Source organism: Bradyrhizobium sp. USDA 4516 (assembly GCF_054055915.1).
Map to the genome: position 1 here is coordinate 78,128 of NZ_JBSRXT010000001.1, position 20,862 is coordinate 98,989.

17 protein-coding genes and 1 pseudogene are annotated in these 20,862 nt (G+C 64.0%); 6 read left to right on the forward strand and 12 right to left on the reverse strand.

The annotated features are described in order from the left end of the window. The first annotated feature begins 330 nt into the window (after positions 1–330). Positions 331–462, forward strand: coding sequence for a hypothetical protein (locus ACVI1L_RS00410; protein ID WP_456782026.1), 132 nt, complete (start codon positions 331–333; stop codon positions 460–462). Between the two features lie 85 nt (positions 463–547). Beyond that, positions 548–745: a hypothetical protein gene (locus ACVI1L_RS00415; RefSeq protein ID WP_229188770.1), complete on the forward strand. Its 198-nt coding sequence runs from the start codon at positions 548–550 to the stop codon at positions 743–745. Between the two features lie 669 nt (positions 746–1,414). Here ACVI1L_RS00415 and ACVI1L_RS00420 read toward each other — a convergent pair. From ACVI1L_RS00420 to ACVI1L_RS00445, 6 genes and pseudogenes are all read right to left on the reverse strand, one after another. After that, the gene (locus tag ACVI1L_RS00420; RefSeq protein ID WP_057020601.1) at positions 1,415–2,641 is read right to left on the reverse strand and encodes a Zn-dependent hydrolase; all 1,227 of its coding nucleotides are present in this window, start codon (positions 2,639–2,641) and stop codon (positions 1,415–1,417) included. Next, positions 2,638–3,468: a type 1 glutamine amidotransferase gene (locus ACVI1L_RS00425; protein ID WP_057020602.1), complete on the reverse strand. Its 831-nt coding sequence runs from the start codon at positions 3,466–3,468 to the stop codon at positions 2,638–2,640. Before ACVI1L_RS00425 ends, ACVI1L_RS00420 begins: the two co-directional genes overlap by 4 nt. A gap of 3 nt (positions 3,469–3,471) precedes the next feature. Beyond that, positions 3,472–4,644, reverse strand: a complete 1,173-nt coding sequence (locus tag ACVI1L_RS00430; RefSeq protein WP_057020603.1) for an iron-containing alcohol dehydrogenase — start codon at positions 4,642–4,644, stop codon at positions 3,472–3,474. Positions 4,645–4,660: 16 nt separating this feature from the next. Then, positions 4,661–6,045 (reverse strand): annotated as a pseudogene (locus ACVI1L_RS00435) (aldehyde dehydrogenase family protein). 35 nt (positions 6,046–6,080) lie between these two features. Next, positions 6,081–7,448, reverse strand: coding sequence for a glutamine synthetase family protein (locus ACVI1L_RS00440; protein ID WP_057020645.1), 1,368 nt, complete (start codon positions 7,446–7,448; stop codon positions 6,081–6,083). Between the two features lie 50 nt (positions 7,449–7,498). Beyond that, positions 7,499–8,842 carry an aspartate aminotransferase family protein gene (locus tag ACVI1L_RS00445; protein WP_253589682.1) on the reverse strand — a complete coding sequence of 448 codons (1,344 nt, stop codon included), beginning with the start codon at positions 8,840–8,842 and terminating at the stop codon, positions 7,499–7,501. 351 nt (positions 8,843–9,193) lie between these two features. Between ACVI1L_RS00445 and ACVI1L_RS00450 the strand changes: the two genes are divergently transcribed. The 3 genes from ACVI1L_RS00450 to ACVI1L_RS00460 all read left to right on the forward strand — a co-directional run bounded on the left by ACVI1L_RS00450 (position 9,194) and on the right by ACVI1L_RS00460 (position 11,919). After that, entirely contained in the window at positions 9,194–10,015 is an 822-nt protein-coding gene (locus tag ACVI1L_RS00450; protein ID WP_253589681.1) for a DeoR/GlpR family DNA-binding transcription regulator, read from the forward strand. Positions 10,016–10,028: 13 nt separating this feature from the next. Then, positions 10,029–11,060 carry a helix-turn-helix domain-containing protein gene (locus ACVI1L_RS00455; RefSeq protein ID WP_057020606.1) on the forward strand — a complete coding sequence of 344 codons (1,032 nt, stop codon included), beginning with the start codon at positions 10,029–10,031 and terminating at the stop codon, positions 11,058–11,060. A 67-nt stretch (positions 11,061–11,127) separates the two neighbouring features. Beyond that, positions 11,128–11,919 carry an inositol monophosphatase family protein gene (locus tag ACVI1L_RS00460; protein WP_168856097.1) on the forward strand — a complete coding sequence of 264 codons (792 nt, stop codon included), beginning with the start codon at positions 11,128–11,130 and terminating at the stop codon, positions 11,917–11,919. A gap of 26 nt (positions 11,920–11,945) precedes the next feature. Here the strand turns inward: ACVI1L_RS00460 and ACVI1L_RS00465 are convergent, their stop codons facing one another. Next, entirely contained in the window at positions 11,946–12,902 is a 957-nt protein-coding gene (locus ACVI1L_RS00465; RefSeq protein WP_076834241.1) for a choline/ethanolamine kinase family protein, read from the reverse strand. Further along, a complete protein-coding gene (locus ACVI1L_RS00470; RefSeq protein ID WP_456782027.1) occupies positions 12,899–13,855 on the reverse strand; it encodes a phosphotransferase family protein in 957 nt (318 codons plus the stop codon). The genes ACVI1L_RS00465 and ACVI1L_RS00470 overlap by 4 nt, the downstream gene beginning before the upstream one ends. Positions 13,856–14,056: 201 nt before the next feature. Here ACVI1L_RS00470 and ACVI1L_RS00475 point away from each other — a divergent pair, with 201 nt between their 5' ends. Beyond that, positions 14,057–15,463, forward strand: a complete 1,407-nt coding sequence (locus tag ACVI1L_RS00475) for an amidase (protein WP_456782028.1) — start codon at positions 14,057–14,059, stop codon at positions 15,461–15,463. A 4-nt stretch (positions 15,464–15,467) separates the two neighbouring features. On the opposite strand, the gene ACVI1L_RS00480 is transcribed toward ACVI1L_RS00475, so the two are convergent. From ACVI1L_RS00480 to ACVI1L_RS00495, 4 genes are all read right to left on the reverse strand, one after another. Beyond that, on the reverse strand, positions 15,468–17,288 hold the full coding sequence (locus ACVI1L_RS00480) for an ABC transporter ATP-binding protein (protein ID WP_253589680.1): 1,821 nt from the start codon (positions 17,286–17,288) through the stop codon (positions 15,468–15,470). Position 17,289: 1 nt separating this feature from the next. After that, positions 17,290–18,207 carry an ABC transporter permease gene (locus ACVI1L_RS00485; protein WP_057020612.1) on the reverse strand — a complete coding sequence of 306 codons (918 nt, stop codon included), beginning with the start codon at positions 18,205–18,207 and terminating at the stop codon, positions 17,290–17,292. Between the two features lie 2 nt (positions 18,208–18,209). After that, positions 18,210–19,190, reverse strand: coding sequence for an ABC transporter permease (locus ACVI1L_RS00490; RefSeq protein WP_092083050.1), 981 nt, complete (start codon positions 19,188–19,190; stop codon positions 18,210–18,212). Between the two features lie 101 nt (positions 19,191–19,291). Then, positions 19,292–20,854 (reverse strand): ABC transporter substrate-binding protein, encoded by a 1,563-nt coding sequence (locus ACVI1L_RS00495; protein ID WP_456782029.1) that lies wholly within the window; start codon positions 20,852–20,854, stop codon positions 19,292–19,294. Between the last annotated feature and the right edge of the window lie 8 nt (positions 20,855–20,862).

Here is a 20,862-nt window from a genome sequence, read left to right on the forward strand (position 1 = left end):
GTGTCTCCTCTCCAGGCTCGGAGCATTAGAATCCGGACCGCATCCGGCAAGGTGATATCCTGCCAAACTCCGGGTGATTTCATGCCATGCTGGGCGCGCCGCGATTGTCGCGCCATCACCTGTCTCGACATCCCGCGACGATGCACAAGCCGGACAGTCGTAATTCGCCTGTCAGCCGACCTACGGGCTGTCGTCGATGCCTGGGCGGCTAAGCAGGACGATACTCCCGGCCGCTCTGAGGACGTCCGCCGGCTCATCGAGTTCGAGCTAACTGTATCGCCCACGGCGCTGCGCGCTGAACGGCACAGCCCCAGGGAGCGCGCCCGCGAATTGGCAGGCGACGCAATCCACAAGGTGACCGACAGTACAGCCAGCCAAGACGATCAGGCCGGCCGCAAGCGCAAGCTCATCAAAGGGCCGGAGGAGTTTCACAAGGTGCGCCGCGACAGAAATCTAAAATGATCACAGCCTCAAGATCATTGCCCCATAATAGGATCGAAAGCTTGCTTCGCGCGTTGAATTAGTCAGCCCAAATGGGAGGTCAACAATGATTAAAGAGCGAGACCGACGGGCGCCGACGGCTGCGGAACGCGAAGCAAACAAGGCATTCAAAACTGTCAGGCCGAAGGATGCTATGACGGATTACGCCAAAGCGCAAAAAGCGGTCCATGATAATCGAGAGCGCCTAAAGGCCGAACGGCTGGCGCGGGAGGCAGAAGCGGCCAACCGCACAAAAGCAGGCTAAGCGTCCCATGTGGATGATCACGGAGGACCAAAGTTTGTGAGGGTGAAATGGCCCTGCACTTCCGCCGAGTCGATACTGAACTGGAGATATGGATCGCAAGCAGCGACGACTATTCATTCGTCATCAGCAACGAGAGCCGGAGTGGACCTGGATTGCATGGAGAGCCGGGCTTTGTTGCATCATATCGCCCTGACTTTCTGAATATGCCAGCGGCTCACGTATCCGGGTCTCCCTTCAGTTCGTTCGCTGAAGCCGAGCGGGCCTGCAATGCGTTCCTAGGGCGCCTCATCATTAAGGGATGACTACCGTTATCCGCCCGCCGCGGCTATGGCTTCTTCTGCGGCATCGCCGTGGCCAGCCGTTGCAGTCTACGCCGGCAAAGCCAAAGAGCAGACCATCGCCGAATTCCTGCTCAACATCATCCCGAAATAATCCTTCGTGCCCGAAGCGTTTATCGGCTCGTTCAAAAGAAAGGCTTGCAGAGCAAATCGAAGTTTATCGATTGCGATATTGGTTCCGTAACTGGGCTCAATGCGCACGAGGTCCGCTATATGGGTCCAAGCCGATCTCGGGTTGCAGATTCGAGTCCCGCCGGACCCACCAGCAAATCAATTACTTGTCGGGTGGTGTCCCTTCATCGCCCATTTAGGATCATCCACCCGAAATGCCTCACGCCTTCGCGGTAACCATTCTCCACAGCACCTCGGTCAGCACCGCGTAGCCCTTGTCGAGGGCCGCGGGCGCCGTGAACTCGCGCGGATTGTGGCTGAGCCCGCCCTCGCTCGGGACGAAGATCAGCGAGGACGGAACAGATTTCTGGATGGCCAGCGCGTCGTGGCCGGTGATGGTCTTGAACGTCATGGCCTTGAAACCGAGATCCGCGGCGACAGAAAGAACCAGTGCCACGCCGCCGGGGTCAAGCACGGTCCCCGCTCGCCTCTCGTCGGCAGCGATCGAGATACCAACGCCGATCTCGCCCGACTCACGCGCGATTCGCTTCAGAAAGCGATCGCTGATCGCCGAGACCACGGCTTCGGCCTCATGCCGGATCTCGAACCAGACCCGAACACGGCCCGCCACGACATTCGGCGAGTTGGGATAAACGCTGATGCGCCCCGCGGAGGCATGGGCGCCCGCAGTCTCCCTCGCGACCTCCTGGTACAGCGCCTCGATAGCCCGGGCCGCTGCGCGCAGTGCGTCGCGGCGGAGCGCCATCGGCATCGGTCCGGTGTGCGAGTAGTCGCCTTCGAACATCACCGATATCTTGCGCGTCATCCACGCGCCGGACACTGCGGCAATGTCGCCAGCCGCCTGCTCCAGGCGATCGCCCTGCTCCACATGCAACTCGACATAGCGCACCGGATTGTGTTCGAGGGGCGTCGTCCCGCAATAGCCGATCGCGGCCAGCGCCTCGCCCAGGGTGACGCCCTCTGCGTCGCTGCACGCATACGCATCCTTCAGGCTCAGGGCGCCGGCGAAAACCGAGCTGCCGGTCAGGCTGGGCTGGAAGCGGGCACCCTCCTCATTGGTCCAGTTCACGACGGCGAGGTTGCGTCGCGCGGCGCCGGGATTGGCACGGCAACGCTCCCTGACGGCCTCGACCGCGAGGATTCCGGCGAGCACGCCGAAGACCCCGTCATATCGTCCTCCGGTCGGCTGGGAATCGAGGTGCGAGCCGGTCATGACGACGTCCGTGGACGCCGGCGCCAGCATCGCCACGCCAAATAGATTGCCGATCGCGTCGATCCTCGGAACAAGGCCGCGATCGGCGATCTCGTGCAAGAAGAGGTCCCTCGCCTGCTTGTCGCGCGCCGTTCCAGCCAGCCGACACACGCCACCGTCGTCGGTCGCACCGATCCTGGCAAAGCGCGCGATGAGGTCATGCAATGCGGTCATGTTTGCTCCAGCGATGCGATCCAGTTCCTCAGCTCGGTCTGACGGCAATCATGGCTCAGAATGTCGCGGTGAAGTGCCAGTTTCCAGGCGAGATCGCCACGCCGTTCGTCCGCCTCGAGCGCCGAGAGGTCGGCGGCATAACGCGCGAGCGCGTCCAGATCGGCAAAGAAACCCTCGTCAACCAGGAGCTGTCCGTAGCGCTGGATGACGGCGACGACGTCGTGCAGGCGATATTCGGGATGATACTGCACGCCCCAGAATAGCCCGCGACCGAAACGGATCTCCGCCGCCTGAACCTCGCACATGGTATTCCAGGCGGTGACGGTTGCGGACTGCGGAAGGCGGGTGACAATATCGCTGTGGATGGCCGGCGCGTCGAACACCGCCGCACGGCCAGCATGCATGGGATGAGCGCGGCCTTCAGCCGTCAGCATGATCCTTCGCGCGAATCCGACCTCGCGCCCCGCCGGGTTGAGACCGACCTCGCCGCCCGCTGCGACCGTGGCGAGCTGCAAGCCCCAGCACGAGCCGAACATTGGCACTCCGCGAACGAAGATCTCGCGCACGAGGTCGATCTGCCGCAGCGCTTCGACCTCTCGCTGGTAGATATTGAGGGCCGACCCCGTGATCGCGATGCCGTGGTAAGCTTCGAGCGGTTGCGGCAGCGCGAAGCTCGCATCCGCCGGTGTCGCGATGTCGACGACGACGCGAGGTGCAAGCGACCGCAGGACCGCCGCATAGCTCTCCGCAGGCATTGCGCCCGCCGTCTCGGCGATCCGTCGCCGGCCGGCCAGCGTGTTGCCCTCGAGAACGAGCAGCCTCAGCACGGTTCAGCTTCCAAGATCGCCTCGAATGGCGGCCAGCGTCAGCTGCTTGAACTCCGGCTCGGTCAACGGCCGCGGATTGGCACCCGCCGTCGGATCCTTGACGGCATCGGCCGCGATCGTTCCGGCGTCGGTCTCCTTCACCCCGAGCTCGGCGAGCGTATGCGGCACGCCGAGCTTCTTGCGGAAGGCCAGCAGCCAGGACAGCACGGCATCGAAGTCTTGGCTCGGCAGGTTGAGCGCGCGGGCAATGTGCGGAATCTTGTCGGCGATCGCAGCCTTGTTGCAGACCAGGACATAAGGGAAGACCACACCATTGGTCAGCCCGTGATGGGTATCGTATCGGGCGCCGACCGGATGGGATATCGAGTGGATCGCGCCCAACCCCTTCTGGAACGCGGTGGCTCCCATCGAGGCCGCGGCGAACATGTAGGCGCGCGCTTCGAGGTCGCGACCGTTCTCGACCGCGCGCGACAGATAGTTATCGACGATCTTCATCCCCTCCAGTGCGATGCCGTCGGCAAGCGGGTGAAATGCCTTGACGCAGTAGGCCTCGAAGCAGTGCGACAGCGCATCCATGCCGGTTGCCATGGTGAGAAACGGCGAGAGACCGACCGCGAGCTCGGGATCCTCGATTGCGATCCTGGGCATCATCATGGGATGGAAGATGATCTTCTTCTCATGGGTATCCTCACGAGTGATCACACCGGCGCGGCCGACCTCGGACCCCGTGCCTGCCGTCGTCGGCACCGCAATGATCGGCGCGATGCCCTTGGTGTTGGCGCGCGTCCACCAATCGCCGACGTCCTCGAAATCCCAGACCGGGCGCGACTGCGCCACCATGAACGCCACGCATTTGCCGACGTCCAGCGCCGAACCTCCGCCCACCGCAATCACGCCGTCATGACCGCCGGCCTTGAAGGCTTCGACGCCGGCCGTCAGGTTGGTTTCGGTCGGATTGGTCTTCACGTCGGAAAACACGGCGAGCGGAATGCCCGCCTCGCGCACACGGTCGACGATGCTGGCGATGAGATCGGTCTTGGCAAGCCCGTGATCGGTGACCAGCAATGGCCTGGTGAGGCCGTTGGTCTGGCACGCCTCGGGAAGCTCGGCAATGCGGCCCGCGCCGGTAACGACGCGCGTCGGAAAATTCCAGGCGCCGGTGATCTGAACGTCCATGTGCTGCTCTCAATGCTCAATGCTCGATGCGAAGGTGGAACGATCTTGGGCGGGTCAACGCCTCGAAGCCGAGGCGCGACATGCCGACACCACGTCCGGTGTCCTTGAGGCCGGTCCACGCCAGGGCGGGATCGACATAATCGCAGCGGTTCATGAATACGGTGCCCGTTGCGATGCCGTCACCGATACGTTCGGCTGCGGCGGCGTCCTCGGTCCAGACCGATGCAGTCAGGCCATAGGGGCTGTCGTTCATTAGGCCAACCGCCTCCTGATCGGAGGAGACCTTCATGAGGCCGACCGCAGGCCGAAGCTCTCCTCCATCATCACCTGCATGGAGTGATCGACGCCGACCAGGACCTGAGGCATCAGATAGGCCGTACCGATCTTGTCCGCTGGGAACCGGGCCGGATCGATCAGAGGCTGCGCGCCTTTTGCGACGGCCTCGCCGATGTGGGCGCGGACGGTATCGGCAAAGCGTGTCGCCGCCATCGGGCCGAGCGTCGTGTCCCGCGACAGCGGGTTGCCGAGCCGGTAGCGCGCGGTCAGGCCGGCAAAGGCGTCTACAAAGGAGTCATAGATCCGCTCATGCACGTAAATCCGCTCGATGCCGCAGCAGCATTGGCCGGAGTTGTAGAAGGCGCCGTCCACGAGCTGCTCGACCGCGAAATCGAAATCGGCATCCGGCCGCACATAGGCCGGATCCTTGCCGCCGAGCTCTAGCCCGAGGCTGATGAATGTCCCGGCCGCCGCTCGCTCGACGGCCCGGCCGCCGGCGACCGAACCGGTGAAGTTCACATGGTCGACCGAGCGCGATGAGATCAGCTCACTGGTCATGACATGGTCGAGCGTGAGCGTCCTGAACACCCCCTTGGGCAGGCCGACCCGGTCCAGTGCCGCCTGGAAGCGCTCACCGACCAGCAGGGTCTGCGCGGCATGCTTCAGGATCACGGCGTTGCCGGCCAGCAGCGCCGGCACGATGGTGTTGGCCGCGGTGAGATAGGGATAGTTCCAGGGCGCGATCACCAGCACGATGCCGGCAGGAATGCGCTTGATCATGCGGCGGAAGCCGGGCTGCCCGGTCGGCACGATCGGCGCCAGCGCTTCATCGCTGAGCTCGACCAGCACGCGGACGCGCTCCTCCAGGCTGCGCAGTTCGCCGCCATAGCGCACCGGCCGGCCCATCTGCATCGCGAGCTCCGGAACGACCTCGTCGTTCTGCGCCCGCATCTCGTGCAGAAAGGCGAGCATCATGGCCTTGCGCTCGGCGAGCGATATGCTCGACCATTCCTGCTGCGCTTTCCGTGCTTGCGCGAGAGCCGCGGCGACCTCGGCACCCGTTGCGACGGGCCGCCGGGCAACCTCGCTGCCGTCGACCGGCGAAATGCAGACGATATCGTTCACGTGATGTCACTCGTTTTTGGAAGGGAGGATCCGTCTCAAATGATCTCGAAGTAGCGAGCGAGCTCCCAGTCGGTGATGGCCTTGCGGAACTCGCGCTCCTCCCACTGCCGCGTCATCGCGTAGTGATCGACGAAGACGTCGCCAAACAGGTTGCGCGCCGCCTGCGAGGCGACCAGCCGGTCGGCCGCCTCCGACAACGTGCGCGGAAACGCGCGCTCGGGCGGATGCCTGCGCTCATAGGCGTTGCCGATGATCGGCTCGTCCGGTTCGATCCTGTGCTCGATTCCCCAGAGGCCCGATCCGAGCGCGGCCGCGATCGCCAGATACGGATTGATGTCGGCGGCAGCGACGCGGTACTCGACGCGCTGGCTGGCCGGCTTGCCGGGAATGACGCGCAACGCGCAGGTCCGGTTCTCGATTCCCCAGGTCGCGTCGGTCGGTGCCCAGAAGCCGGGGATCAGGCGCGAGTAGCTGTTCACGGTCGAGGCCACCATCGCGAGCAGCTCCGGAAGCAGCGCCTGCTGGCCGCCGACGAACCAGCGCATGATGTCGGACATGTCGCCGGGCCTGCCGCCCTGGTGAAACACCGGCTTGCCGTCCCGGTCGCGCAGCGACAGATGCAGATGCCCGGATTGTCCGGGATAGGCGTTCGACCATTTGGCCATGAAGGTGAGCATCTTGCCCTGACGCTCGGCCCAGACCTTGGAGAAGGTCTTGAACAGCACGGCGCGGTCGGCGGCCGCGAGCGCATCGGTGTATTGGATCGCGGCCTCCAGCACGCCGGGTCCGGTCTCGGTGTGCAGGCCTTCGACCGGCATGTCCATCTCGTTGCAGAGCTTGAGCAGCGAGCGATGAAATTCGGACTCGACGGAGGCGCGCAGCATAGAATAGCCGAACCAGCCCGGCGTGAGATTCTTCAAGCCGCGAAAGCCCTTCTCGCGCACGCTGTGCGGCGTCTCGTCGAACACGAAGAACTCGAACTCCGCGGCCACGGACGGCGAGAATCCCATGCCCTCGGCGCGGTCAATGACGCGCCGCAGCAGCCGGCGCGGACACACCCCCGCCGCGGCGCCCTCGAATTCACCGAGGAAGAACAGCATGTTCTCTTCCGTCGGCACATTGCGGCAGGTCGAAGGATCGATGCGCGCGGTCGCGTCGGGAAAGGCCGTATGCCAGCCGGTGAATGCACAATTGTCGTACATCTGGTCGTTGGAGTCCCAGCCGAACACGATGTCACAGAAGCTGAAGCCGGCCTCCAGCGCGCCGACGAACTTGTCGCGCGCGAGATATTTTCCGCGAATGACGCCGTCGAGATCGACGATGCCGAGCTTGACGTGGGAGAGGCCCCGCTCCTCGACAAGGGCCTTCGCCTCGGCGATAGTTCGTACGCTTCTTGCATCCATGATCTTCAAATCTTCGGCTTCTGTGGCATCGCGGGCTATCGGCGATCGCGTCACGACGCGGCCACCTCGCGCAACTCCTCGTCGCACGCGGTGATGAACATGTCGGCGTGGTCCTTGCCGAAGCACAGCGGCGGACGAATCTTGAGCGTGCTGCCGAACGGACCGGCAGCACCGATCAGGATGCCGCGCCGGCGCAGGCGATTGATCAGCAGGCTAGCGAGCTCCGGTGCGGGCTCCTTGCTGTCGCGGTCGCGCACCAGCTCGAGCCCGATGAACAGGCCGGCACCACGAACGTCTCCGATGGTCATGTGGCGATTGCCGATCTCGCGCAATCCATCCATCAGGTGACGGCTGACCTCGCGCGCATTCTGCATCAAGCCCTCGTCCTCGATGACGTCGAGCACGGCAAGGCCTGCGGCCGCGGCCACCGGGTTGCCGCCGAAGGTGTTGAAGTACTTCACTTCCGCGGCAAAGCGATCGAGCAGCGCGGCGCGCATGGCGACGCCTCCCATCGGAAAGCCGTTGCCCATGGGCTTGCCCATCGTGACGATGTCGGGGACGACGCCATGGCGCGCGAAGCCCCACATCGCCGCCCCGGTTCGTCCGAAGCCTGGCTGCACCTCGTCGGCGATGAACAGTCCCTGACGTTCGTGCACGAGCTTCACGGTGGGGGCCAGGAAGCCGGCAGGGTCGGCATGGATGCCATCGCTCGAAAAGATCGTGTCCACCAGCAGCGCAGCAAAGCCGAAGCCGCTTCGCTCAAGATCGGTGATCGCTGCGGCAACGCTGTCGGCAAAGCGCTGGCCGGGATCGCCGACCGGATTGCGATACATCTCGGGTGCGGGAACTGCCCGCACGTGGGGCGGCAGCGGCTGACCGGGACGCGAGGACGGCGAGACATCGGTCACTGCGGCGCTATTGCCGTGATAGGCGGTCTCCGTGACAATGAAGCCCATCCGCCCGGTTGTCACTTTCGCGACCCGTAGCGCAAGGTCATTCGCCTCGCTGCCGGTGCAAGTCAGGACCAGATGATCGATCCCGCGCGGAAACGTCGCCAGGAGACGCTCCGCATAGCCATCGACGACGTCGTTGAGATAGCGTGTGTGCGTGCTGAGCAGGCCGGCCTGACGGCTTATCGCCTCGACAACGCGCGGATGCGAATGCCCGACCGACGGCACGTTGTTGTAGAGATCGAGATAGCGCCGACCATCGACGTCGAACATATAGACGCCTTCGGCGCGCGCCATCCTGATCGGCTCCTGATAGAACAGCACCGAGGCTTTTCCGAACGAACGCAGGCGTCGTTGCACCGCCTCGCCGAGCGCTGGGTCGATTGACGACACCCGACTCTGATCGAAGGCGTTCAACGCCAGAATCCCTTTTTCCTGCTGCATCGCCTGCCTTTCCTTTGGCCCGCGGCCTGCGCGGACCAAAGCCGTCCCCTGCGGCGATCATTCCCCAGCCGTTCCACTGCGACCTTGGATCTATGTGCGAATCCCCACAACTGAAAAGCAGATTGCAGGCAAGAGACACCAGAATGCCAGACATGCGCTCCGCATTCCAAAGCCATACTTCATATGTTTCAGTGCCTTATGTGATCGCCATGATTCCTTTGCGAATTCCATAGGCAGCACGGCGCCCAAAAAATGAGGAATATGCCACACAATTGATGTGGACTCACAACATCACTTGGGGAACGATCATGGCACGGACGCTGGAGAGGTTTGCAGCCGGAGAGACAGCGAATGACGAGTGACGCCCCTGCTGCGGCCGACAAGCGGCCACGAAAGGCCGACGGCGACCGCCTCTCGAAGCTCGCGCGCCACAAGCACATCATCTCGCAACTCACCGCCGCGCCGACGCTGCGGGCTTCCGAGCTCGCCGCCGTGCTCGGCGTCTCCGGCGAGACCATCCGGCGCGATCTGATGGAGCTTCAGGAGCAGAAGCTCATCAACCGCACCTATGGCGGGGCGTCCCGTCCCTTCGCGCTCGAGCCGGCGCTGACCGATCGCAAGGCGATCATGATCGCCGAGCGCGAGGCGATGGCCGCGGTGATCGCCGACCTGATCCTGCCGAACGAGGTGTTGATGCTTGGCGCGGGCGCGACCACGTTTCACATCGCGCGACGGCTGGCCTCACGCGCGCAAGACATCACCGTGATCACCCATGATTACGCCATTGCGGCCGCGCTAGCCGTCAATCCGTCGATCCGCGTGCTCTGCTGTCCCGGCCGCTATCACCCCACCGAAGGTTATGTGTTCGGCACGCAGACGATCGCGAACATCAACAGCTATGAGGCCAACCGCGCCATCGTGAGCGCGACCGGCATCAGCGCGCGCGGCGCGAATGATGCCGACGATGAGGCCGGTGCCATCTATGGCGCGATGGCCAAGCGCGCCGCAGAAGCCATCCTGGTAGCCGATCACGGCAAATTCGACCAGCGTGCGCTCACCGTCTTCGCACATTGGACCGATATCGATCGCCTGGTTACCGATCGGCAGCCAGAGGGAGCTCTGGCAACCGCTCTCCGTGAAGCCGGAACGGAGATCATCGTTGCGCAACCCTGAGAAAGGCCCAGCCATGGCACGCCTGACATCTGTTGCCTCCCGCGAGGAACACACCGGCCTTCATGCTGGCAACGACAAGGGCCCCGGTCCCACGCAGGATTGGCGGACCCGGATCGGACGCCTCGATCTCGAACTCGTCGGGCCGGACCACGCCTTTGCCCGCAACTGGGAACGCGTTGCCTGCATCCACGATGCCGCCTATGTGCTGGTGTTTCCGCAGACTGGATGCGTCGCATTCAGCCAGGACAGCCGCATCGGGATCGCACGTCCCGGCGAATATGTCCTGCTCAGCGAGCTCGCCTTCTACGAATTGTCGTCTGACAAGACCGCGCGCTTCCTGATGTTGCGGATTCCGGCCGCCGAGCTGCGCGGCCGGCTCGTCTCGGTTGAAGATCACATCAGTCGCCGCTTCAAGCCAAACGAACAGATGACGCACCTGCTGGCGGGCATGATCCGCAGCGTGGCCGAACTGTTCGTCGCCTCGCCGCCGCCGAACCCCCAGGCGCTCGCGACCGAAATGATCAGCTTCGTCGCGCTGACCATCGGATCGGAAGATCGCGGCGCCGCAACCGATGTGCGCAACGCGCGCTATCACCTGCGCCGCCGGATCGTCGACTTCATCGAGAGCCATCTCGGTGACCAGTCGTTGTCGCCGAAGAAGATCGCGGCGTCGAGCCGCATCTCGCTCAGTTATTTGTACAGCCTGTTCAACGACAACGAGACCACGGTCAGCCAGTTCGTCCAGACCAAGCGGCTGCAGCGGGCGTATGAAATCCTAGTCGCCGATCCGAAGGGCCGGCGGACCGTCTCGGAGGTCGCCTACGAAGTCGGCTTCAAGAACGTGTCGCATTTCTCCCGCTGCTTCAGCCGGCACTTCAAGGTGGCACCGCGCGACGTTCGCCAGGCGCCCGTGTCGGCGCCGCAGCCGGCCGCTGGCGTGCGCTCGCCGCAGCCGAGGAGCCCTGCCGCCCGAGTGGCGCGGCGCAACGGATTCGACTCCCCCTATTGGGAGATCGACAAGCAGTCGGTCCACGAGACCGCGTAACGCCCGATCCCAAGGCAAGGCGTCGTGCGTCCCGCGACGTCGGCGCGCCTCCCGCCCGGAGCGACCATTGGACGACATTCAAGACAGATTATCCGCAAGCGAGCTCGCTTCGTTCTTCAACGAGCTTGCCGACGTGGCCGGACGGATCGCCGTGACGCACTTCCGTTCCCGCGTCGATTTCGAGCGCAAGCCGGACCTGACGCCGGTCACGATCGCCGATCGTGCGATCGAAATGGAGCTACGGCAGCTGATCGGTTCGCGCTTCCCCGATCACGGCATCCTCGGCGAGGAGATGGGATCGACGGCCGGGGACCGCTACACGTGGTATCTCGATCCGATCGACGGAACGAAGAGCTTTATCTCCGGCATGCCGCTTTTCGGCACGCTCGTCGCGCTCGCCGACGAGAGAGATGGATCGATCACCGCCGGCATGATCGATATGCCCGCGCTGGCCGAGCGGTGGTACGGCACCCGGCAAGGCACCACCTTCAACGGCAAGCTGGCAAGGGTGAGCCGCACCACGCGACTGGAAGACGCGCAGATCTACACGTCATCGCCGGACTTCTTCACGCCCAGCGACTGGGCCCGCTACGATGCGCTCAGCCAGAAGGCCATGTTCCGGCGATTTGGCGGCGACTGCTACCAATATGGCCTGCTCGCATCCGGCCACTGCGATCTCGTGGTCGAAACCTCCCTCAAGTCGTTCGACTTCATGCCGCTGATTCCGGTGGTCGAGGGCGCTGGCGGCATCGTCCGCGACTGGCAGGGGCGGCCGCTGTCGCCGGAATCCGATGGCCGGATCATCGCGGCCGCGAACGACAGCCTGCTCGAGCAGGCGCTCGCGATCCTCAATCAATAACTGCGGAAACCCTTCTGTCGCGCGGCTCAGACGAGCCGCAACCAGCCATCCCAGCGGGGATCGTACATCACGTCGCGGGCACGCATGTATTTCCAGACGCCGTACTTCTGATAGTCGAAATCCCAGTCCTTGAGCTTCCTGTTCACGACCGCCCATGACGCCCATTTCAGGTCGGCGAGCGCCCGGTTGAGTATCACGCGCGCGACCATCTGCGGCCGCACCTCGCCCAGATATTGCTCGATCAGGGCCTCCGTCAGATGCTCGTCGAAGAACATCTCGGCGAACAGGACGCCGAGCTCATAGCTACGCTCGTTGTTGGAAGCGAACTCATAGTCGATCAGCTTCATCGGCCTTGGGGCGCCTGATTCCGCCGAGATCAGGAAATTGCCCGGCATCGGATCGTTGAAGCACGGCACGAGATCGAGACCCGACGCCAGGAACGCCGACTTGGCCTGATTGTAGCGATGCATCAGCCAGGGCATGTCCTGCGGGAAATGCGCGCCGAGCCCCCTGCCCTGCTCGATATGTTCCTCGATCATGTCGAAGATGGTCTTGGTCTGGCCGAGCTTCGGGCCGGCATGCAGGCGGCGGTAAAGGTCGAGAACGTCGGCCTGGATGGCGGCATCGCCGAAATCGGCATTGGTGCAGGCGCGATAGCCTTCGAGGAACTCGCTGATCTCGAGCCCGTCCGTGGCGTCGAAAAAGATCACCTCGGGCGCAACGCCCATGGCGTGGGCATTGCGCGCAGCCTCGTTGGCGGTCACGCGATCGATGAACATCTCCGAGCCCTCGCCGGGCACCTTGATGAAGTAGCGCCGTCCATCGCCGGATATCTCGACCAGCCAGTTCTGATTCATGAGGCCGCCGACCAGCGGGGTATAGGCCGCCCCCTTGCCGTGCCATTGCGGCACGCGGGCGATCGCTGCCTCGATATTGCGCTCGTGGACTGTCGCTCCCTCGCCGAGCTTCCTGCGGACAGTCATGCGATCCTCCGAAGCATCTCGCCAAAGCGCGGCTCCCGGACCGTCATGCGGCAACGTACGAAGCGCCAGCTGGCGAACTTGTAAAACTCAAAGGTGTTGCGCGCCGACCGCGCGGCGAGCACGGCGCCGATCAGGCCCCAGCGCAGATCATCCGCCATGCCGTAGATGCGGGCGCGGTTGAATGCGCGCTCGTCGAATCCGCCGGCGTTGCGGCTGAAGGCGTCGCGCGCCTCCGGCTCCTGCGCGAAGGCTTCGACGAGGAAGCTGCCGAGGTCCTCCAGCGGGTCCGCCGTCGTGGCGCGATCCCAATCGATCAGGCGAACCTCGCCGGTGTCGCTGATCAGGATGTTCGAAACATTGCCATCGCCATGGATTGGCACCGGTTTGATGTCGAGTTTCCTCAAGGCATCGGCCGCAAAACGCAGCTCCTTGACCAGCCATTCCGCATCAGACGGCAGTTGCGCCTTCGCGGCCTTTGCCGCCTCGTAGAAGTGCTCGATCTCGTCGAAGACTCCCATGCGCCGCGGCAGAGGCGCCCCTGCCTGGAACAGGCGCCGCGCCGCGATGACCGCGTCGACGATCTTCGGCTCCAGCATCCGCTCCAGCGTGCCGACCCGCCAGCCACGGTTGAGATCTTCCATGACCAGAAGTCCCGCGTCCGGATCCGCCGCAAGCACCTTGGGACCGATACCGAGATCGGATGCGCGCCGGGCCGCTTCGAACGCGCAGGCAACGTCGATGTAGAGCTTGGCATCCACATCCATGTTCTTGATGAAGATGCTCTCGCCGCTTCCGTTCCTGGTGGCGCGCCAGGGAGCGCCGTCGACCCCGCGCCAGCTTGGCGAGGCGAGGACCGGAATGGCGGGCTCGATCACGATATCGCCCGTCCCCCATCCCGGGAGCCCGGCAATGTAGTTCCGGACCGTGGCGATTTGCGTTCCAGATTGGCTCATGACGACTTCTGATCTCTCGCGGGTGTCGTTCGGCCCGCCTGTCGCGGGCCTCCCGGTTTGATGACAAATTCGATCAAGACAGATGCAAAAGGGATGCCTCGCACTCCACCAAATCATGCCCTTACGGCAGCGGCACTACCCCGACAGGGGCGACTTTCGCTATCCGGACACTGATCCAGAACGCCATTTGTCGAGGCCAAGATGTCTGCTGCGGAACTGATCGGGATGAGCCTTGCGGGGCTGACGGAGGCCTACGCATCGCGCGCATTGTCGCCGGTGGAGGTGTTGCGAACCGTGCTCGGCCATGCCGAGGCGGCCAATCCCGCGATCAATGCGCTGTTCTGCTTCCGTCCGGAGCAAGCCATCGCAAGCGCGCAAGGCTCGGAAGCGCGATGGAAGGCGGGAACCGCGCTGGGTCCGCTCGACGGCGTCCCCATGACGGTCAAGGACAGCGTCGCCATGATCGGCTGGCCCTATTTTCACGGCATCGGCGCCAACCGTGCCCTGCCGCCGTCCAACTACGATTCGCCGCCGGCGATCGCGCTCCGCGAGGCCGGCGCGGTGATCTTTGCCAAGACCACGATGCCGGATTGCGGCCTGATGGCGTCGGGCATCAGCTCGCTGCACGGCGTTACCCGCAACCCCTGGGGGCTCGCCTGGAATACCGGCGGCTCGTCGGCCGGCGCAGGCGCCTCCGTCGCCGCTGGCGCCGGCTATGTTTCCGTCGGCACGGATATCGCGGGCTCGGTCCGCCTTCCGGCCGCCCATTGCGGACTGGCCGGACTGAAGCCGACCCATGGCCGTGTGCCGCATTTGCCGGCCGACACCATGCGCATGGCAGGCCCGATGGGTCGCAGTGTGGATGATATCGCGCGCCTGCTGACCGTGCTGACGCGGCAGGACGAGCGCGACACCTGGAGCCTGCCCGCCGATGGCGTGCGCTATCACGAGCATCTGAAGCGCGACGTGAAGGGACTGAAGATCGGCGTCCTCACCGACATGGGCTTCGGCATGAAGGCCGAAGCTACGGTTCGCAGCGCGGTCGATGCGGCCGGCAAGCTGCTCGCCGGCGCCGGCGCGATCGTCGAGCCGTTCACCTCTCCGCTCACCGACGACGCCTATGCGCCGATCGACCTGTTCCTCCAGGTGCGCGGCTATCTCGAATATGCATCGCTGCCGCCGCATGGCGACACCGCACGCGACATCAATCCCTACGTTCGCGCATGGTGCCTTGGCGGGGCGAAACATTCGGGCGCCGACCTCTACCGGGCGCTGGGCCGGATCGCCAAGATGAAGGCGGCGCTGCTCGCGGCCTTCGAGGGCTGGGACTATGTCATCGCCCCGACGCTGCCGGTGGTGAATTTCCCGGCCGAGGAGCCCGGCGTGTCGCGTGAGATGCCGCTCGCGCACACGCTGTTCACCGCCATGTTCAACCAGACCTGCCAGCCCGCCTCCACCGTCTGCATGGCATTCGATTCCCGCCATCTGCCGATCGGCGTCCAAGTGACCGGGCACCGCTTCGACGATCTCGGCGTCCTGCAGGTGACCAAGGCGCTGGAGGACATGCGCTCGTTCGCGATGGACTGGCCCTTCAAGCCACGGCCCTGAGCGCTCAGGCCGCGGCCTGCGCCGGGTCGCCGTCGAGAAGGTGGCAGGCGGCGAAGCGCCCCGGCGCGTGTTCGACCAGCTTCGGCGTCTCCAGCCGGCAGCGGCCGAACGCCTTCGGACAGCGCGAGGCAAAGCTGCATCCCGCCGGGATATCGATCGGGCTCGGCGGCTCGCCCTCCAGCAAGAAGTCCGCCGGGTTGAACGGCTTCTCCTCCAGCGTCGGGGCGGCCGAGAGCAATGCCTTGGTGTAGGGATGCTGGGGATCGAAGAACAGCTCGCGGTTGTCGGCGATCTCGACCATCTCACCGAGATACATCACGGCAATGCGCGTGCAGACCCTGCGCACCATTGCGAGATCATGGGAGATGAAGACATAGGTGAGGTCGTTCTTCTCCTGCAGCTTCGAGAACAGGTCGATCAGCCTTGACTGCTCGCGTTGATCCAGCGCGGACAAGGTTTCGTCGAGGATCAGCAGCTTGGGATCGAGGATCAGGGCACGCGCGATCGAGATGCGCTGGCGCTCGCCGGTGGAGAGCGTGTTCGGGAGCTGGTCATAGAGCTCGGCGGCAAGACCGACCTCGGCCATCGCTGCGATGACCCGGCTGCGCAGGTCCGCGCGGGCGACATTGCCGCGGATCAGCAGGCTCTCCTCGATCATGCGGCCGACGGTGGTGCGCGGCGGCAGCGCGTTGTACGGATCCTGCAGCAGCAGCTGGAATTCGCTGCGGGTGCGGATCAGCTCGCGCGGCGACAACGCCCCGAGCGACGTGCCGTTGAGGACGATGCTGCCGTTGTCGGGAACCTCCAGCCAGGCCAGCAGGCGCGTGAGGGTCGACTTGCCGCAGCCGGATTCCCCGACGATGCCGAAATTCTCGCGCGGCATGATGTCGAGCGTTACGCCGCGCACCGCCTGCACGTTGCTGTAGGTATTGAACGTCCCCCGCTTGCGCGCGCGATAGGTCCGAACAACGTGCTCCACCTTCATCAGCGGCACTTCGTCTTGCGCCTTGCGGCGGGCCAGCGGGCCCTCGGTGGTCGCCCACATGCGCGGCACACTGGCAATGGCCTTGCGCGTGTAGTCGGTCTGTGGCGAGGCGAGCAGGCCGGCAAACGCTTGCTGCTCGACGAACCGGCCCTGATGGAGCACGGCCGTGCGGTCGCCGAACTGGCCGAGCGTGGGCAAGGAAGACGACAGATAGATTGTCGCCATCCTGTGGCGCAGGCACAGGTCGTGGAGCAGCGCCACGATCTGTGCCGCGATGGTGACATCGAGCGGCTGGGTAATGTTGTCGGCGATCAGGACGGCGGGCTCGGCGCAGATCGCGTCCACGATCATCGCGCGCTGCATCATGCCGCCGGAAAATTTTGCCGGATAGTCCCAATAGCGCTCCTTCGGCGATGGAATCCGGACCTCGCCGAGGAGCTGCACGACCCGCTCGCGGCATTCGCGCGGATTCCATTCGGGCCTGACGCTGTGCAGCTTTTCCGCGATCTGGGTCCCGACCGGTATCGTCGGATCGAGCGAGCTTTGCGGCTTGGAGCCGATATAGGCGATGTCGCGGCCGATCCGCACCTCGCGCGCCCCGGCGCCGAGAATGTCGTGGCCGGCGAACGTGACCCGTCCGGAGCGATACGCCAGACTTTCCGGCAGCCAGTTCGCCAATGCGCGGCTGAGCACGGTTTTGCCGGCGCCGCTTTCGCCATAGATGCCGAAGATCTCCGACGTGTTGAGGCGGAAGGAGATGTGATCGAGGATCGGCGCGGCGCCCGACGCCGAAGCGCCGACCGTGAGGTCGTCAACCTCCAGAATGAGCGAGAGATCCATCTCAGAGACCCCCATAGATGCGGTTGCGCGCCTTCTCGAGCGCCGACCCCATCAGGTTGATCGAGGTAAGCGCGATAGCCAGGAACACGCCCGGCGTGGTCGCGATCCACCAGGCATTGATCAGGTATTTGCGGGAGTCGGCGATGATGCTGCCGAAGCTCGGCGTCGGCGGCTGGATGCCAAGCCCCAGGAAGCCGAGGATCGCTTCGAAGATCATCATGCGTGCGACGTCGAGCACGGCGACGAATGCGATCGGCGGCAGGATGTTCGGCGCGGCGAACAGAAACAGGATCCGCCAGTCCCCGGCGCCGAGCACGCGCAGGCCGCGGACATATTCCTTGCCGCGCTCGGTGACCGCGGCGCTGCGCGCCACGCGCGCGTAGAGCGGCCAGCCGGACAGCGCCAGCACGATTATGATGGTCGGCACCGTCGGCCGCGACACGCCGAGAATGGTGATCGCCAGGATGATCATCGGAATCGACAATTGGGCATCGGTGATCCGCATGATGACGGTGTCCCACCATTTGCCCTTGAAGCCGGCGAACAGGCCAAGGCCGCAGCCGATGACAAAGATGAGCAGGACCGTGACGACGCCGACCAGCAGCGAATAGCGCAGGCCGATCAGGCTGCGCATCAGCATGTCGCGGCCGAGCTGATCCGTACCCAGCGGATGATCCCAGGTCCATTTGTCGCCGAGAAAGACCGGCGACATGAACTTGTCCTTCACCACCATCTTGGTCGCACTGATCGAGGACACCTCGGGATAGATGGCCGAGGCCAGCACCAGCGCCATGAAGATGAAGAAACCGATCTTGAAGCTCGGCATGCGCCAGGCGGCGGCCATGATGCGGCGGTTGACGGAACGGATTGGGGCCGCCGGCAAGGCGGGCTCCTCGGCGATGATCGTGGTGGCCGTCATGCTCAGATCTCCACGCGGGGATCGACCAGATAGGCGACCAAATCCACGATGATATTGATGAAGACAAAGACGGCGCTGGTCGTGATGGCGATGCCCTGGATGACCGGAAAGTCGCGCCCGACGACAGAGACCACGGTCAGATTGCCGAGGCCAGGATAGTCGAAAATGTATTCAATTACGAGAACGCCGCCGATCAGCGTCGAAAGCTGGATCCCGAGCAGGTTGACTAGCGGCACTGCCGCGTTGCGCAGGGCGTGCGAATAGACGATGCGGCGGCGAGACAGGCCGCGCACCCGCGCCTCATCGATGAACGGCGCTTGCATGACCTCGCCGAGCGAGGTCGTCAGCGTGCGGATGATGAAGGGGGCGATCTCCACCGCGAGCACGAAGGCCGGCAGGATGACATAGGAAAACCCCTGGTAACCGAGCGCCGGCAGCAGCTTCAGCTTCACCGACAGAAACAGGATCAGAACGATCGCGAGCCAGAAATTCGGAATCGAGACGAACAGCGACTGCATTCCGAACGCCAACGCATTCTGCCAGCGATGCTGGTGCAGCCCGCCCGCGATGCCGATCGGAAACGACAGCAGCAGCGCGAACACGAGCGCCATTCCGCCCAGTTGCAGCGTGAACGGCAGGCGTTCGAGGATGAGATCGATCACCGGCGCCATATCCGACTTGGTCGGGTCAACATACTGCCCGCCGGTCGCGATCATGCCGCTGCGCGGCCGCAAATAGGATTGCCCGAGATCGCCCTGTACCAGCCCGCGCATGTACCGACCATATTGCACGATGATGGGGTCGCGCAGCCCCATCTTGGTCGCGACCTTCTCGACCACGTCGGCCGGCGCCATGCCGCCGACGATCAGGCGCACGGGATCGCCCGGCACCACGCGCAGCAGCGTGAAGATGATCAACGACGTGATGAAGACGATCAGGATGCCCTGCGCGATCCGCTTGACCAGGAATTCCAGGATCAACATCGAGAAGAGCTACCCTTGCAATTCATGAGGACCAGACCCGACCAATCCGGCCTGCGTTCGCGAACCGGCAGGCCGGGCGTACCCGGCCTGCCGAGCAATCATCATGCCAATGTTGCCTTGGTCATGTCCTGCATGCCGTTCGGATAGATGTACAGACCATCCAGCTTCTTGCTGTAGGCATGGATGAAGACCGAGGTGAACAACGCGAGCGCCGGGGCCTTCTTGGCGATGGTCGGCAGCGTCTCGGTCTGCAGGATCTTCTTGCGCTCCTCGATTGTCGTGGCGTTGCGCTCCTTGTCCAGCACCGCGTCGATGTCCTTGTCGACGATGCCGGTGATGCGCTTGGAGGAGGAGTGGAAGTGGGTGCGCAGGACGAGATCCGGCTCGGGCGAGCCGGTGCACCAGCCGCAGTCGATCATGTTGCCCTCACCGCCGCCGGGCTTGTCGTAAAGCAAATTACCCCACGCCGCGACTTCGAGCGTCTGCAGATTGACCTTAAACCCCTGCTCCTGGAGCATGCCGGTAATCAACTCGGCATATTCCTTCGTCTTCGGATAGAAGCCGACCGACGTGTAATAGGTGAGCTCGGGCAGGCCCTGGCCTTTGGGGAAGCCGGCCTCCGCGAGCAGCTTCTGCGCCTTGTCCGGATCGAATTCAGGATAGTCGGCCACCTCGGCATAGCCGAACTTGACCGGCGAGATGTGCGCCTTGGAATAGATGCCGGAGACGCCGAGCACGTCGAGCACCTGCTTGCGGTCGATCGAGTAGCATGCGGCGAGGCGAATGCGCGGATCGTCGAACGGCTTCTTCGAGCAGCGGAAGAACAGGTATTTGTTCTCGACCGAAACCGCCTTGTGGATGCTGAAGCGGGCATCCTTCGAGATGGTCTCGACCTGCTCCTGCTCGAGCCGCTCGATGATGTCGGCCTCGCCGTTCAACAGCGACAGCGTGCGCGTCGTGGTGTCACCGACGAAGTGATACTCGACACCCGGGATCTTCGCTGCGCCGAGGAAGAAGTCGGGATTGGCGGCGAGAACGGTGGTGTCGCCTTTCTGCTCGACATATTTGTAGGGGCCCGTGCCGTTCATCCGCGCCGAGAGCTGCGCCTTATTGGCAACGTCCTTGGCCGACATGATCGGCAGGAAGGACGACAGGTAGTAGTAGAGCGTCGCCGGATAGCCCTGCACCTTCGTGTTGATGTGGCAGGTGTAGTCGTCGACGACGTCGACGGTGACGAGACCGGGGTACCACTGCGCCGGACGATCGGGTTGGCAGCCATATTCATAGGTCGCCTTGACGTCGGCCGATGTGAACGGGGTTCCGTCATGAAATTTGACGCCCTTCCTGAGTTTCACCTCCATCGTATAGGTGTCGATGGGCTTCATCGATTCAGCCAGCTCGAAGATCAGCTCGTCCGGCTTCTCCGGCCGCATCGGCGCCCGCGTCAGGTAGCCGAACACGAAGCCCTCGACGATGAGCTGGCCGAGATTGGTATGGGTGGTTGGGTCCCAGTTGCCGGTCAGCGCTTCCGCGCCGAGAAAGCGCAGTGTCTTGCCTTCGGCGGCAAAGGCGGAATTCACAAGAAAGTCGGGATTGACCCGCCCGAAGCCGAACGCCGCGACCCCGGCCAATCCCCCTAACATCAAGTCTCTGCGGTTGATCATATGGTAAT